The 14,845-nt window shown below is 67.8% G+C and carries 11 protein-coding genes; 8 read left to right on the forward strand and 3 right to left on the reverse strand.

What is annotated here, in order from left to right:
• Positions 1-303 precede the first annotated feature (303 nt).
• Positions 304-1,155 (reverse strand): GntR family transcriptional regulator, encoded by an 852-nt coding sequence (locus FOB47_RS20085; protein ID WP_053822196.1) that lies wholly within the window; start codon positions 1,153-1,155, stop codon positions 304-306.
• Between the two features lie 426 nt (positions 1,156-1,581).
• On the opposite strand from FOB47_RS20085, the gene FOB47_RS20090 reads away from it, so the two are divergent.
• The 7 genes from FOB47_RS20090 to FOB47_RS20120 all read left to right on the forward strand — a co-directional run bounded on the left by FOB47_RS20090 (position 1,582) and on the right by FOB47_RS20120 (position 11,021).
• Positions 1,582-2,565, forward strand: a complete 984-nt coding sequence (locus tag FOB47_RS20090) for a malate dehydrogenase (protein ID WP_006578853.1) — start codon at positions 1,582-1,584, stop codon at positions 2,563-2,565.
• A 261-nt stretch (positions 2,566-2,826) separates the two neighbouring features.
• Positions 2,827-3,807 carry an HpcH/HpaI aldolase/citrate lyase family protein gene (locus FOB47_RS20095; RefSeq protein WP_174781923.1) on the forward strand — a complete coding sequence of 327 codons (981 nt, stop codon included), beginning with the start codon at positions 2,827-2,829 and terminating at the stop codon, positions 3,805-3,807.
• 214 nt (positions 3,808-4,021) lie between these two features.
• Positions 4,022-4,651 carry a hypothetical protein gene (locus FOB47_RS20100; RefSeq protein ID WP_151022589.1) on the forward strand — a complete coding sequence of 210 codons (630 nt, stop codon included), beginning with the start codon at positions 4,022-4,024 and terminating at the stop codon, positions 4,649-4,651.
• A 67-nt stretch (positions 4,652-4,718) separates the two neighbouring features.
• Positions 4,719-6,194, forward strand: coding sequence for a bifunctional 2-methylcitrate dehydratase/aconitate hydratase (locus tag FOB47_RS20105; RefSeq protein WP_174781924.1), 1,476 nt, complete (start codon positions 4,719-4,721; stop codon positions 6,192-6,194).
• Positions 6,195-6,492: 298 nt separating this feature from the next.
• Positions 6,493-9,198: an aconitate hydratase AcnA gene (acnA, locus tag FOB47_RS20110; protein WP_174781925.1), complete on the forward strand. Its 2,706-nt coding sequence runs from the start codon at positions 6,493-6,495 to the stop codon at positions 9,196-9,198.
• Positions 9,199-9,423: 225 nt separating this feature from the next.
• On the forward strand, positions 9,424-9,573 hold the full coding sequence (locus FOB47_RS20115; protein WP_170265902.1) for a hypothetical protein: 150 nt from the start codon (positions 9,424-9,426) through the stop codon (positions 9,571-9,573).
• 245 nt (positions 9,574-9,818) lie between these two features.
• The gene (locus tag FOB47_RS20120) at positions 9,819-11,021 is read left to right on the forward strand and encodes a DUF2863 family protein (protein WP_053822200.1); all 1,203 of its coding nucleotides are present in this window, start codon (positions 9,819-9,821) and stop codon (positions 11,019-11,021) included.
• A 126-nt stretch (positions 11,022-11,147) separates the two neighbouring features.
• On the opposite strand, the gene trmB is transcribed toward FOB47_RS20120, so the two are convergent.
• A complete protein-coding gene (gene trmB, locus FOB47_RS20125; RefSeq protein WP_174781926.1) occupies positions 11,148-11,825 on the reverse strand; it encodes a tRNA (guanine(46)-N(7))-methyltransferase TrmB in 678 nt (225 codons plus the stop codon).
• A 297-nt stretch (positions 11,826-12,122) separates the two neighbouring features.
• Between trmB and FOB47_RS20130 the strand changes: the two genes are divergently transcribed.
• Positions 12,123-13,772 carry an ABC transporter substrate-binding protein gene (locus tag FOB47_RS20130; protein WP_174781927.1) on the forward strand — a complete coding sequence of 550 codons (1,650 nt, stop codon included), beginning with the start codon at positions 12,123-12,125 and terminating at the stop codon, positions 13,770-13,772.
• 162 nt (positions 13,773-13,934) lie between these two features.
• Here FOB47_RS20130 and FOB47_RS20135 read toward each other — a convergent pair whose 3' ends face one another.
• Entirely contained in the window at positions 13,935-14,837 is a 903-nt protein-coding gene (locus FOB47_RS20135; RefSeq protein ID WP_174781928.1) for a class I SAM-dependent methyltransferase, read from the reverse strand.
• Positions 14,838-14,845 lie beyond the last annotated feature (8 nt).

The raw sequence follows: 14,845 nt of genomic DNA on the forward strand, positions 1-14,845 counted from the left end.
CCGAATGCACAATGTGCAAATCCACGTGATTTTAGCGCCTTTGTTGCGCGGCGCACCAATAATTTTCGACTATCGCACACCAACATGGCGGCCGCGACAATCGCTCGCAACGCCGTTCGACGACGATCGCGCAACGATCTGGCGGCACCGGATTTCACGCCGCCGCCGCGCGTCCGCGGCACCTTGCGCCACCTTCGCCGCGCATTCCAATCGCCCCGCGCAATGCCGGCCGCCGTTGACGGCGAGGCGCGCAACAATCGTCCGCGTCATGCGGCGTTCTCGCGCGTGGGTGCGCGGGGCCGTTCAGCTCAGATCGTTCTGGTAATAGTGCCGCGTGGTCACATACAGCCCGCGCCGTACTTCGACGGGACGGTCGCCATAGGTGAATGAAACCCGCTCGACCGACAGCAGCGGCGAGCCCGGCTCGACCGACAGCAGCGCGGCGGCGGTCTCGTCGGCGCTGACCGCGCGGATCTTCTCGGTGGCGCGGACCATGCGCGTACCGAACTCGGCCTCGAACAGCGCGTACATCGGCCCTTTCCACTCGGTCAGCTTCTCCGCCGTCAGGCCCTTGAAGTTCGCGCCCAGCAGCCAGATGTCGTCGAGCACGGTGGCTTCGCCGGAGAAGAACAGCACGCGGCGGATCTGCACCACGCTGTCGCCGGTGCGGATATCGAGCAGCCGCGCGATCTCGGCCGGCGCCCGCAGGCGCTTGCATTCGAGCACCCGGCTGGCGCCGTAGTGCGGCTCGCCCTCGTCCGGGACCAGCCGCAGGAATCGGAACTTGACCACGTCCTCGTGATGGGTCGTCACGAAGGTACCCTTGCCCTGCCGGCGCGCCACCAGGTTCTCGGCCGCGAGCTCGTCGATGGCCTTGCGCACCGTGCCCTGGCTGACCTTGTAGCGGGCCGCCAGCTCCATCTCGCTGGGAATCATCTCGCCCGGCTTCCATTCGCCGGACTGCAGGCTCTGCAGGATCAGCGACTTGATCTGCTGGTACAGCGGGCTGAAGGTCGGGGAGACGCCCGCGCTGGCGGCGCTCGAGGCGGCCGGGGCACTGGCGGGCGCGGACGCCGACGTCCCGGCGCCGGGCGTGGCGGCGCCATCTTGCGCGGCCGGCACGGCGGCGGCGAGGGACGTGGGCAATGTGGACATAGGCGGATTTCACCACAGATCGGCAAAGCGCGTCCAGCGCTGCATCAAATGTCTTATGTCTTATATAAGACATATGAATTGACAGCCCATGCCACGGCGCCTACACTCGCGCCGTGTCGTGCGCCCGCGGTGCGCACTCCGGGGTGCGCCGTGGCGCTCGCTTTGGTGCTGTCGCTCCCGCCTGCGCCGGAATACGGCTGGATGCGGTCCGCGGCTTCGCAGTAGACTTACGCCTTGTCGTCATCCGCGGTCTTTCGCAGCCGCCGCACCCCCGCCCGCCCTGCCGAGCCCGGCGCCGGACGGTGCGCCGCCGCCCGTGGCGACAACCTCCCTCCCGGTGTGCCCCGGCGCGATCGCGCGACAGATCGCGCGCCGCGCCTCGTGCCGCACCGGCCGGTTTCCCTTTCTTCGTTTGGAGACTTACAGATGGCTAAAGCCCCCATGCGCGTCGCAGTGACCGGCGCCGCTGGCCAGATCGGCTACTCCCTGCTGTTCCGCATCGCCAACGGCGACATGCTCGGCAAAGACCAGCCGGTCATCCTGCAGCTGCTGGACCTGCCGCAGGCCCAGAACGCCGTCAAGGGCGTCGTGATGGAGCTGGAAGACTGCGCGTTCCCGCTGCTGGCCGGCGTGGTGATCACCGACGATCCCAAGGTCGCGTTCAAGGACGCCGACGTCGCGCTGCTGGTCGGCGCCCGTCCGCGCAGCAAGGGCATGGAGCGCAAGGACCTGCTCGAAGCGAACGCGCAGATCTTCACGGTGCAGGGCAAGGCGCTGGACGAAGTCGCCAGCCGGAACGTCAAGGTGCTGGTGGTCGGCAACCCGGCCAACACCAACGCCTATATCGCGATGAAGTCGGCACCGAACCTGCCGAAGGAAAACTTCACCGCGATGCTGCGCCTGGACCACAACCGCGCGCTGTCGCAGATCGCCGCCAAGACCGGCAAGCCGGTGTCGTCGATCGAGAAGCTGTTCGTCTGGGGCAACCACAGCCCGACCATGTACGCCGACTACCGCTACGCGACCGTCGACGGCCAGAGCGTCAAGGACCTGATCAACGACCACGCCTGGAACAACGACGTGTTCCTGCCGACCGTCGGCAAGCGCGGCGCCGCGATCATCGAGGCGCGCGGCCTGTCGTCGGCCGCGTCGGCCGCCAATGCGGCGATCGACCACGTGCGTGACTGGGTGCTGGGCTCGAACGGCAAGTGGGTCACGATGGGCATCCCGTCGGACGGCTCGTACGGCATTCCGCAGGACGTGATGTTCGGCTTCCCGGTCACCACCGCCAACGGCAAGTACGAACTGGTCAAGGGCCTCGAGATCGACGCCTACAGCCAGGAAAAGATCAACATCACGCTGAAGGAACTGGAAGAGGAACGCGCCGGCGTGCAGCACCTGCTGGGCTGATACCCTTCCCTTCGCCGCATGCGAAACCGGGGCACCGCATCGAACCATCGAAGCGGGCCCCGGTTTTTTGTTGGTCCCCGCGTAGGCGTACGTCCGATACCGGCCGCGCCGCCTTCGCTGTAAACGGGTTGTTCGGCGTTTGCCGTCAAGGTTGTTCGGCGTTTGCCGTCGTTGCCCTCGCCTGCCGCGGGACGGCGAGGCGGGCCAACCCGCTTTCCGAAGTTTCCGATTTCCTCTGACACCGTTAAAGACGAAGACGACGTGCATCCATCCGAAGTCTTGTTCCAGGGCGAAGCCGTACCGGTCCAGCTGCCGGTCTGCGACCACTATGCCGGCAGCGAGAAGCTGATGCGCAAATCGCTGGCGCTGCAGCAGGAGCTCGGCCCGGTGTTCGACCTGACCCTCGATTGCGAGGACGGCGCCGCGGTCGGCAGCGAACGCGAGCACGCGCAGCTGTGCGCGCAGCTGATCAACAGCCCGCTGAACCTGTTCAACCGCGTCGGCGTACGCATCCACGACCCGGCCCATCCGAGCTGGGGCGACGACGTCGATATCCTGGTGGCCGGCGCCGGCGCGCGGCTGGCCTACGTGACGGTGCCCAAGGTCACCGACGTGGTCGAGGTCGCGCGCGTGACCGACCGCGTCAACCAGGCCGCGCGCGCGGCCGGCATCGCCCGCCATATTCCGATCCACGTGCTGATCGAAACCCACGCGGCGCTCGAGCAGGTGTTCCGCATCGCCTCGCTGGTGCAGGTCGAATGCCTGAGCTTCGGCCTGATGGATTTCGTCTCGGCGCATCACGGCGCGATTCCCGGCGAGGCGATGCGCTCGCCGCAGCAGTTCGAGCATCCGCTGGTGCGCCGCGCGATGCTGGAGATCGCGGCCGCCTGCCATCGGCACGGCAAGGTGCCGTCGCACAACGTCAGCACCGATATCCAGAACCCCGAGCGCGCCGGCGAGGACGCCCGTCGCGCCCGCGCCGAACTGGGCTTCCTGCGCAAGTGGAGCATCCATCCGGCGCAGATCGGACCGATCGTGCGGGCCTTCCAGCCGGGCCACGAGGAAATCGACCTGGCCAGTGCGATCCTGCTGGCCGCGCACGAGAACAACTGGGCGCCGATCCGGCACGACGGCGAGCTGCACGACCGCGCCAGCTACCGCTACTACTGGGCGCTGCTGCAGCGTGCCCACGCGACCGGCGCCACGCTGCCGGCCAATGTGACGGAACTGTTTTTCGGCTGAGCCGGCTGCCGGGCCCACGACCGGAGCCATCGCAGCCATCGCGAAAGACGGTGCGCCGGCGGTCCGGCAAATCGGAGAGAATAGCGGCGCCGCGTCCGGGGCGAATCCGGACCGGCATGCCCCCAAGGCCAACAACAACAAGCGCGACAGCGCAGAATCCGCAGACTCAGACCTGCAATTTCCGCATCCACCCATCATCTCGAGGAAGTATCCGATGAAACACCTCCTGCTCGCCGCCTGCCTCGGCGTCTTCACGCTGTCGGCAGGCAGCGCCGCCATCGCCCAGGAAACCGCCAAGAAGGCCAGCACGGCCAAGAAGAGCGCCGCCAAACCGAAGGCCAAGGCCAGCAGCAAGAAACGCACGACCAAGGCCGCGGCCGCCGCGGCCCCGGTGGTGCCGGAAGGCGAGAAGTGGCAGTGCGAACTCGGCAAGTCGCTGTACGTCGCCGGCAACATGCTGCGCGACGAAGTGATCACCGTGCACTGGGACGGCCGCAACCACCGCCTGCCGCGCCAGGCCACGGTGACCGGTGCCGACCGCTATTTCGACCCGCAATCGGGCCTGGACCTGGTGGTGATCCCGAGCAAGGCCATGCTGTTCGACCGCAACCACGGCCAGCGCCTGGCGGACGAGTGCCAGACCTCCGCGATGCTGGCCGGCGCCGCCGCGCCGACCCAGTCCGGCGCGCTGCGCGCCCCGGTGACCAAGCCGCTGCTGGTTGCGCCGTCGGCGCCGGCCCAGGGCAGCGAGCCAGGCGCGACCGCCCCGGCCGCTCCGGCAGCGCCGGCAGCCGCGGCTCCGGCCGCCGGCGCCACCGAGCAGCAAGCGGCGCCGCGCCAGTAAGACGCGGCACCCGGCCCCGTGGGTCATGCCCGCGGGGCCACGCAGCACCACACCGAGGGGAAGTGTCGTGTCCGCAGCCAATCCGCATCTCCATTCCAATCCCGGGCCGGACCTCCGCCCCGAGCCGGACCGGGTACTGGTCGACATCGCCGACTATGTGACCCGGTACCAGGTCAAGAGCGCCCTCGCCTGCGACACCGCCCGCAACTGCCTGATCGACACGCTCGGCTGCGGCCTCGAGGCGCTGTCCTACCCCGCCTGCACCAAGCTGCTCGGCCCGATCGTACCGGGTACCGTGGTTCCGCACGGCGCCCGGGTCCCCGGCACCCAGTTCCAGCTCGACCCGGTACAGGCCGCCTTCAACATCGGCACCATGATCCGCTGGCTGGACTTCAACGACACCTGGCTGGCGGCCGAATGGGGCCATCCGTCCGACAACCTCGGCGGCATCCTGGCCACCGCCGACTGGCTGTCGCGCCAGCGCGTCGCGGGCGGCAGGAAGCCGCTGACGATGAAGGACGTGCTGACCGCGATGATCAAGGCCCACGAGATCCAGGGCTGCATCGCGCTGGAGAATGCGTTCAACAAGGTCGGGCTGGACCATGTGGTGCTGGTCAAGGTCGCCACGACCGCGGTGGTCGCGCAGATGCTGGGCCTGTCGCGCGACGAGATCGTCAATGCGCTGTCGCTGGCCTGGGTCGACGGCCAGAGCCTGCGCACTTATCGGCATGCGCCGAACACCGGCAGCCGCAAGAGCTGGGCCGCCGGCGATGCCACCAGCCGCGGGGTGCGGCTGGCGCTGATCGCCAGGACCGGCGAAATGGGATATCCCTCGGTGCTGACGGCCAGGACCTGGGGCTTCTACGACGTGCTGTTCGACGGCAAGCCCTTCCGCTTCCAGCGTCCGTACGGCTCCTACGTGATGGAAAACGTGCTGTTCAAGATCTCGTTCCCGGCCGAATTCCACGCCCAGACCGCGGTCGAAGCCGCGATGACATTGCACGGGCTGCTGAACGCCATGGGCCGCGGCGCGGCGGAGATCCGGCGCGTGACCATCCGGACCCACGAAGCGTGCCTGCGCATCATCGACAAGAAAGGGCCGCTGGCCAATCCCGCCGACCGCGACCATTGCATCCAGTACATGGTCGCGGTGCCGCTGCTGTTCGGCCGTCTGACCGCCGAGGATTACGAGGACAGCGTCGCCGCCGATCCGCGCATCGATGCGCTGCGCGAAAAGATCGTCTGCGTCGAGGATGCCGGCTTTACCGCCGACTATCACGATCCGGACAAGCGCTCGATCGCCAATGCGCTGACGGTGGAGCTGGCCGACGGCACGGTACTGCCCGAGGTCGCGGTCGAATATCCGATCGGGCACCGGCGCCGCCGCGAGGACGGCATCCCGCTGCTGGTCGAGAAATTCCGCACGAACCTGGCGCGGCGCTTTCCGCCGAAACAGCAGCAGGCGATTCTCGACGTGTCGCTGGACCAGGCGGCGCTGGAGGCCATGCCGGTGCACGAGTACGTCGATCTGTACGTCATATAGCGCCGTCAACAGCGGTATCGGCGCCGACGCGGCATCCTGGGGGTCGCCGTTCCGGCGCCTCGGGTAAGCACCCCAAGATGTGATTTGTTACGCTCTTTTACTGGTATAGCATGCGCAAAGGCCCAAGTGGCGTGCGGGTTGCCCGCGCCGAAGGTGACGCATAAAGTAATGCTGATGCCGTCACGCCGGGCCCGCGGTGGCCGCGGTGGCCGCCCCACCTGAAGCCGACGCGCACCAGGTTCGCACAACGTCCCGCACGAAGTCCCGCAAACAGCACCTCTTCGATTGGAGTCAGGCAATGCCCCACAACTTGAACGACACGCTCAAAGAATTCCAGATCGGCCCTTCCTCGAAGGGACAGTTCTACTCGCTGCCGCAGTTGGGCAAGGCCCTGGGCGTCGCCATCGAGCGCCTGCCGGTGTCGATCCGCCTGGTGCTCGAGTCGGTGCTGCGCAACTGCGACGGCAAGAAGGTGACCGAGGAACACGTGCGCCAGCTGGCCAACTGGGACCCGAACGGCGCGCGCGTCGACGAGATCCCGTTCGTGGTCGCCCGCGTGGTGCTGCAGGACTTCACCGGCGTGCCGCTGCTGGCCGACCTGGCCGCGATGCGCAACGTCGCCGAGAAGATGGGCCAGAACCCGAAGAAGATCGAGCCGCTGGTGCCGGTCGACCTGGTGGTCGATCACTCGGTGCAGGTCGACCACTTCCGCGAGAAGAAGGCGCTCGACCTGAACATGCAGCTCGAATTCCAGCGCAACAACGAGCGCTACCAGTTCATGAAGTGGGGCATGCAGGCGTTCGACACCTTTGGCGTGGTGCAGCCCGGCTTCGGCATCGTGCACCAGGTCAATCTCGAATACCTGGCGCGCGGCGTCCATCAGAAGGACGGCGTCTACTACCCCGACACGCTGGTCGGCACCGACTCGCACACGACGATGATCAACGGCATCGGTGTGGTCGGCTGGGGCGTCGGCGGCATCGAGGCCGAGGCCGGCATGCTGGGCCAGCCGGTCTACTTCCTGACGCCGGACGTGGTCGGCGTGGAACTGCAGGGCCGGCTGCGCGAGGGCGTCACCGCCACCGACCTGGTGCTGACGATCACCGAGATGCTGCGCCGCGAGAAGGTGGTCGGCAAGTTCGTCGAGTTCTTCGGCGAAGGCACCGCCAGCCTGTCGGTGCCGGACCGCGCCACCATCGGCAACATGTCGCCGGAGTACGGCGCGACCATGGGCTTCTTCCCGGTCGACGAGAAGACCATCGACTATTTCCGCGGCACCGGCCGCACGCCGGAGGAGATCGCCGCGTTCGAGGCGTATTTCCGCGCGCAGCAACTGTTCGGCGTGCCGCGCGCCGGCGAGATCGACTACACCAAGGTGCTGACGCTGGACCTGTCGACGGTGGCGCCCTCGCTGGCGGGCCCGAAGCGTCCGCAGGACCGGATCGAGATCGGCAACGTCAAGCAGACCTTCGCCGACCTGTTCAGCAAGCCGGTCGCCGAGAACGGCTTCAGCAAGGACCCGGCCGACCTGGAGCGCGTCTACAAGACCTCGGACGGCATTTCGGTGCGCAACGGCGATGTGCTGATCGCCGCGATCACCTCGTGCACCAACACCTCCAACCCCAGCGTGATGCTGGCCGCCGGCCTGCTGGCCAAGAAGGCGGTGCAGGCGGGCCTGAACGTGGCCCCGCACATCAAGACGTCGCTGGCCCCCGGCAGCCGCGTGGTGACCGAATACCTGAAGGCCGCGGGCCTGCTGCCGTACCTGGAGAAGCTGGGCTTCGGCGTCACCGCCTACGGCTGCACCACCTGCATCGGCAATGCCGGCGATCTGGCCCCGTCGCTGAACGAGGCCATCGTGCAGAACGACCTGGTGGCCGCCGCGGTGCTGTCCGGCAACCGCAACTTCGAGGCGCGCATCCATCCGAACATCCGCGCCAACTTCCTCGCGTCGCCGCCGCTGGTCGTGGCCTATGCGATCGCCGGCAACATCCTGTGCGACCTGATGACCGAGCCGCTGGGCAAGGGCAGGAACGGGCGCGACATCTATATCGGCGACATCTGGCCGACCTCGGACGAGGTCAACGCGCTGATGCGCTTCGCGATGGACGAGGAGACCTTCAAGGACAACTACGAGAAGGTCAAGAAGCCGAGCACGCTGTGGGGCAAGATCAAGGGCACCTCGGGCCAGGTCTACGACTGGCCGAAGTCGACCTACATCGCGCAGCCGCCGTTCTTCGAGAACTTCACGATGGAGCCCGACAGCGGCGCGCGCAGCATCCGCGGCGCCCGCGCGCTCGGCATCTTCGGCGACTCGGTGACCACCGACCATATCTCGCCCGCGGGCTCGATCAAGGACACCTCGCCGGCCGGCAAGTACCTGCTCGAGAACGGCGTGCTGAAGGCCGACTTCAACAGCTACGGCTCGCGCCGCGGCAACCATGAGGTGATGATGCGCGGCACCTTCGCCAATGTCCGCATCAAGAACCTGATGATCCCGCCGCGGGAAGACGGCACCCGCGTCGAGGGCGGCTACACGCTGTTCCAGCCGTCGGGCGAACAGCTGTCGATCTACGACGCAGCGATGCGGTACATCGCCGAGGGTACGCCGACGGTGGTGTTCGGCGGCGAGGAATACGGCACCGGCTCGTCGCGCGACTGGGCGGCCAAGGGCACGCAGCTGCTGGGCGTCAAGGCGGTGATCGCGCGCAGCTTCGAGCGGATCCACCGCTCGAACCTGGTCGGCATGGGCGTGTTGCCGCTGCAGTTCAAGGGCGAGGACAGCGCGCAGTCGCTGGGCCTGACCGGCACCGAGACCTTCGACATCGAAGGCATCGAGGGCGAGCTGCGGCCGCAACAGGACGTCACGCTGGTGATCCACCGCGACGGCGGCCAGACCCAGCGCGTGCCGCTGCTGCTGCGCATCGACACGCCGATCGAGGTCGACTACTTCAACCACGGCGGCATCCTGCCGTTCGTGCTGCGGCAGTTGCTGGTGGCGTAAGCGCCGCGCCATGGCTCCCGGTTGCGGTTGACCGGGGCGCCATGGCGCCGTCATGAATTTGTCACGAAGCCGCCGTGCTTCGGTCATGGTTCGTCATGGCCGCTTCAGCGCTGCTCCAGGCCGCCATGTAAGTTCCACGCAAGACTGCGCTGCCACACTCGGTCTCATCCACAGAACAGCGCGGCCCCGCCCCGGCGGCCGCCAACGAGACCTAGGAGACAAAGCATGGCCAAGATCCTGATCGCCTTTATCGTCATTGCCGGCGCCGCCCTGATGCTGCTGATGCAGGGAGGCGGCGACGTCTCGATGGGTGGCGAGCAACACGGCACCGAGACGCACGCGCCGGCCTCGGGCGAGGCCAAGACCCAGAAGTGACCCGGCAGCCCTGACGGGCTTGTGTCAAGGCGGACACCGTTCCGATGCGTCGCGCGGCGATACCGCGCCGGTCCAACAGGGACACGCTGCACGCCCCGACGGATGCGGGGAAGATGCAGGCGACGCCGACACGCCGATCATGCGGACGCATGCCAGACCCATCAGGGTTTGCCCATGCGTTCGCTGGGCCGTGTCAACGCAACGAGTAGAATACCGTTTTACCGAAAAACGGATGAACTCAGCATATGGCAGGTTTTCGCCCCAAGGCCTCTCAACGACTGTCGCCGGACGCGGAGCGTCTCGTCGCCGATGCGCTCGCACTGGATGCGTCGGGTAGCCGCATGGAGGACGCGTATTGGGAACGGCGCCTATCGCAACGCCTGGGCCGGCTGCTGAAAAACGGCAGCCAATCCGCGCTGGACGCCGCGCTCGAGCATCTGTTCAAGCACAACGTCGACGCCTCCGACGTGCTGGCCGAGCAGGCCGAGACGCTGGCAGAGTCGGCCACGGTCGAAATCGACGGCGTGCGTTACGACGCGCTGCTGATCGCGGCGCCGATCCTGGCCCACACCCGCTACGCGATTCCGTCGGGCGCGCTCAAGCCCGAGCAGGCGCAGACGCTCGCCGTGCACCTGCAGGCCCATGTGCTGGCCTCGAATGCGCGGATGGCGCTGTCGCCGTATCTGTACAGCATCGACCAGCTGCCGCGCACCCATAGCGACACCTTCGCGCTGACCCACAAGCTGATCTCGGCCGCGCTGGCCGGCGTCGCGCCCAAGGTCGATCTGCGCGACCTGCCCGAGACCGCGCCGATCCTGGCCGACCCGCGCTATCTGCTGGCGGTGGTGGTCGCCGAGCACGAGCAGCCGTTGTTCCGCTGGCAGGAGGAATCGAAGGAACACCACGCCGAGCGCTCGGTGTGCCTGGAGCAATGGCGCACGCAGGTCCAGCCCTCGCTGGCGCTGCTGCTGCCCGGCTGCGAGTTCGAGCTGCTGCTGCCCGACGCCTTCTTCCTGTCGTGCCGCGAGTCGGACAAGAGCATCCGTCCGCTGACGGTGCGCGCGGCGGTCAACTACCTGTGCGGCACGCTCGATATCACCGCCGGCCAGCTGGCCGCGGTCACCGCGGCCTTCGGCGAGGACGAGGTCGAGGAATACCGCGTCGCGTTCACGATGCGCGGAGAGAAGGACGTGATCTACGGCATCGTCTGGCCGGTCTACGGCCGCGAGTCAGGCGAGATCGACGACAGCGGGCAAGGCAATCCGCTCGAACAGATCTGCGAGGAACTGCGCAACGCCGGCGTCGACGACATCTTCCGCCACGCGTCGCTGTTCGATCCCGAATACTGCGAGGACTGCGGCACGCCGCTGTACGCCGACCGCTCCGGCGAGATCGTGCACGCCGAGCTGCCCGAGGACGCGCCGACGCAGCAGCCGCTGTTCCACTGAGGTTTCGCATCCGGTCGTCCCCGCGCAGGCGGGGACCCAGCGTCTTGCGAACCACTGCAGTCACTGGAACCCCGCTTTCGCGGGGACGACAGACAGGTCCACGGCCCGCAGCGATGCGGGCCGTTTTCATTGGGGCGCCGGCCCCTCGCTGACACAGCGCCACAGCGGGTGGCCCGAGGCCCGGTACTTGCGCTCGAACGGCGTCATCGGCTGTTCCGGATGCCACGGCTCGGTACGCGCGGGCCGGCCCACCAGCGCCAGCGCCTGCGCGAATTCGTCGATATAGACGGGCCAGTTGCTGCGGCACTCCAGGTAGCCGCCGCAAGCGGCCAGCGCGGGAAACACCGCATGGCCGTGCCAGCGCCGTCCCAGGTGACCGATCTTGGGCCACGGATTCGGATACAGCACGTAGTGGCGCGCCACCGCAATGCGGTCGCGCTGCAGCAGGCGCCAGACATCGACCAGATCGGCGCGCGCCCAGACGAAGTTGCCCGGCAGCGCGTCGTGCCACCAGTCCTTGCCGGCCGTCAGCCGCTTTTCCGACTGATCGACGCCGATGACGAAGTGGTCCGGATGTGCCTGCGCCAGCCGCAGCGTGCTTTCGCCGACGCCGCAGCCGGCATCGAGAATCAGCGGCGCCCCGCCGGCCGCCTGCCAGCTGGCCAGCGCCGCATCGAGCGCGCGCCGGCTGACCTCGCCGATCGGCTTGCGGAACGGCTCGGCGAGATGACGGGCGACGCGGGTGGCGAGCTGCTGGTGGGCATCGGTCTGGGCCGATGCGATCGGACGGGAGTTGGCGAACATGGGCGCGATTCTACCGGGCGCGCTCCGGTCGACACGCTTTGCCGCCGGTGCGCTTCGATGGTCGCGCTTCGCCAATCTCGCTTCGGGGGCTGCGCTTCGGTGGGTGCCCTTCGGATGAGTGCGTTGTGCCTGCCCGCCCGGACGCCTGCGGCCGCCATAAGCATATGACGCACGCATCGCACGCGCCCCGCGATTTATCGGCACAATGCGCAACAAAGCCATCCGCGAACCCGCCTGCCCGCCTCGGCCGCAGCCGCAGCAGCCACCGCGCAGGCCCGTACCAGGAGCCAACGAACGATGCCGCACCGCCAACGCCCTCTTCACCCGTCTCGCCAGACCACCCCTGCCCTGCCGTCGCGCCGCGGCTGGCTGCAGGCCAGCGCCGCGCTGCTGGCCACGCTGGGCGCGAGCGCGGCCTTCGCGCTGCTGCCGGCCGGCGCCGCGCAGGCCGAAGACCTGCGCATCGGCCTGGCGGCCGACGTCACGTCGATGGACCCGCACTGGAACAACGCGGGGCCCAACAACGCGATCGCGCTGCATATCTTCGAATCGCTGGTGTTCATGGACAAGAACGCCCGCTACATCCCGGGGCTCGCGCTGTCGTGGAAGCCGATCGACGCCACCACCTGGGAAATCAAGCTGCGTCCCAACGTCAAGTGGCACGACGGCGCGCCGTTCACCAGCGAGGACGTCAAGGCGTCGCTGCAGCGCCCCGAGAAGCTGACCAACGCGCCGGGCTCGTTCACCAGCTACACCAAGCCGATCGCGCGGATCGATACGCCCGACCCGCTGACGGTGCGGCTGACGATGAACGTGCGCAACTACGCCAACCTCGCCAACGACCTGAACAGCGTACCGATCATGCCCAAGCGCATCGCCGCCACGCTGAACCAGACGGACTTCGACAGCGGCAAGGCGATGATCGGCACCGGGCCGTTCAAGTTCGTCCGCTTCGCGCGCGGCAGCGAGATCGTGATGGAGCGCAATCCGGACTACTGGGGGCCGAAGCCCGAGTGGGACCGCGCGGTGTTCCGCATCATCACCGACAGCGGCGCGCGCACCTCGGCGCTGCTGGCCGGCGATGTCGACGTGATCGAGAGCGTGCCGTCGGCCGACGTGGCGAAGCTGAAGAAGGACGCACGCTTTCGCATCGAGCAGCAGGTCTCGTGGCGCACGATCTTCTGGCAGATGGACCAGTCGCGCGACAACCCGCCTTATGTGACCGACCGCGCCGGCAAGCCGCTCGGCAAGAACCCGTTCAAGGACGCGCGCGTGCGCGCCGCGATCAGTCACGCGCTGAACCGCGACGCGATCGTCTCGCGCATCATGGAAGGCCTGGCGGTGCCGGCCTCGTCGATCGTCTCGCCGCAGATCTTCGGCCATCCGGGCACCAGGCCCGACGCCTACGATCCGCAGCGCGCCAGGCAGCTGCTGGCGCAGGCCGGCTACCCCGACGGCTTCGGCCTGACGCTGCATGCGACCAACAACCGCTACCTGAACGACGCGCAGGTGGCGCAGGCCACCGCCAGCATGCTGACGCGCATCGGCATCCAGACCAAGGTGGAGACGATGCCGGTGGCGGCCTACTTCACGCGCGCGCGCCAGGGCGATTTCTCGTTCCAGATGCTGGGCTGGGGCTCGGCAGCGGCCGACGTCGCGCTGCGCTCGATCACGGGCACGCCCGATCCCAAGACCGGCTACGGCACGTGGAACTGGGGGCGCTACAGCAATCCGCAGCTGGACAAGCTGATCGAGACCTCGCTGACCACAATCAGCAGCGACAAGGCGCGCGAGGAGAACGCCCGCGCCGCGGCGAAGTTCGCGCTGGCCGACCACGCCATCATTCCGTCGCACAGCCAGCTGGCGATGTGGGCGATGCGCAAGGGCATCCGCTACGAAGCGCGCACCGACGAATGGTCGCTGGCGCAGTTCTTCCACAAGGAATAGCGACAGGCGGCTCCCGAATCAGGCGGGCAGGCGCCCCTCTTGGGGGAGAGGCCAACGGCGGTCCAGACACTACCGCAGTCGAAAACCACCTCCCTCTCCCCAACTCTCTCCCCCTGAGGGGAGAGGGAGAACACCATCAGGCGGATCGAACGCGCTGCCGCGTCAAATCCGCAAGCGCGCCTCCTGCCGCGCGTTTGCGCGGCGCAGGCCCTTGACCCATTGCCGCGCCGGCAGGCCGGTCGCTTCCTGCACCACGCGCGCGCGCTGGTCCAGGCTCTCCCAGTCGATATCGATCGGCGGCCCGTTGAACGCCAGCGCGATCACGTTGCCGTCATGCACCTCCGGGAACACCAGCACGCGATCGTCGAAGGCCTCGCAGATCCGCACGATGTTCTTCGGAAAGCTGTCGTGGTCGCCGAACAGGTTGATCGTCATCACGCCAGGGGCCTTCAGCACGCGCCGGCAGGCCTTGTAGAACGCCGTGGTGTCGAGCACCGGCCCGCGCGCGGTGGCGTCGTAAAGGTCGACCTGCAGCACGTCGTGCGCGGCGGTGTTGGCGGGGTCCATCACATAGTCCCAGGCATCCTGCTCGCGCACGGTCAGACGCGCATCGTTCTCGCGCAGGCCGAACATGCTGCGGCCGGCAACGATCACCGCGGGATTCAGCTCCACCGCAGTGACACGCGCCTTGGCGAAATGCCGGTGGCAGAACTTCGTCAGCGAGGCCGCGCCCAGGCCCAGCTGCGCGATATGGAAATCGGCTTGCGACGGCGACAGGAACAACAGCCAGGCCATCATCTGCTGCGCGTACTCCAGCTCGATCGCATCGGGCTTGCGCAGCCGCATCGCGCCCTGCACCCACTCCGTGCCGAAATGCAGATAGCGCACGCCGTTCCACTCGGAGAAGGTCACCGGCGCAAAGCGCGGCGTCATCCGTTTCTCGTCGCTCGGGTCACGGTCGGCGGCCGTGTCGCGATCGTGGCGGCGCTCGGCGCGCTCGCGTTCGCCGCGCGCGGGGCGGCGCGAAGCCACGGCTTCGATCGATTTTCTTTTCAACAGGGTCATGGGTCGGC

The organism is Cupriavidus gilardii (assembly GCF_013347325.1).
GTDB classification, from domain to species: domain Bacteria; phylum Pseudomonadota; class Gammaproteobacteria; order Burkholderiales; family Burkholderiaceae; genus Cupriavidus; species Cupriavidus gilardii.

Coding starts and splice junctions, on each gene's coding strand:
- FOB47_RS20085 (WP_053822196.1), bottom strand. CDS start 1,155: ATGTCCACATTGCCCACGTCCCTCGCCGCCGCCGTGCCGGCCGCGCAA.
- FOB47_RS20090 (WP_006578853.1), top strand. CDS start 1,582: ATGGCTAAAGCCCCCATGCGCGTCGCAGTGACCGGCGCCGCTGGCCAG.
- FOB47_RS20100 (WP_151022589.1), top strand. CDS start 4,022: ATGAAACACCTCCTGCTCGCCGCCTGCCTCGGCGTCTTCACGCTGTCG.
- acnA (WP_174781925.1), top strand. CDS start 6,493: ATGCCCCACAACTTGAACGACACGCTCAAAGAATTCCAGATCGGCCCT.
- FOB47_RS20115 (WP_170265902.1), top strand. CDS start 9,424: ATGGCCAAGATCCTGATCGCCTTTATCGTCATTGCCGGCGCCGCCCTG.
- FOB47_RS20120 (WP_053822200.1), top strand. CDS start 9,819: ATGGCAGGTTTTCGCCCCAAGGCCTCTCAACGACTGTCGCCGGACGCG.
- trmB (WP_174781926.1), bottom strand. CDS start 11,825: ATGTTCGCCAACTCCCGTCCGATCGCATCGGCCCAGACCGATGCCCAC.
- FOB47_RS20130 (WP_174781927.1), top strand. CDS start 12,123: ATGCCGCACCGCCAACGCCCTCTTCACCCGTCTCGCCAGACCACCCCT.
- FOB47_RS20135 (WP_174781928.1), bottom strand. CDS start 14,837: ATGACCCTGTTGAAAAGAAAATCGATCGAAGCCGTGGCTTCGCGCCGC.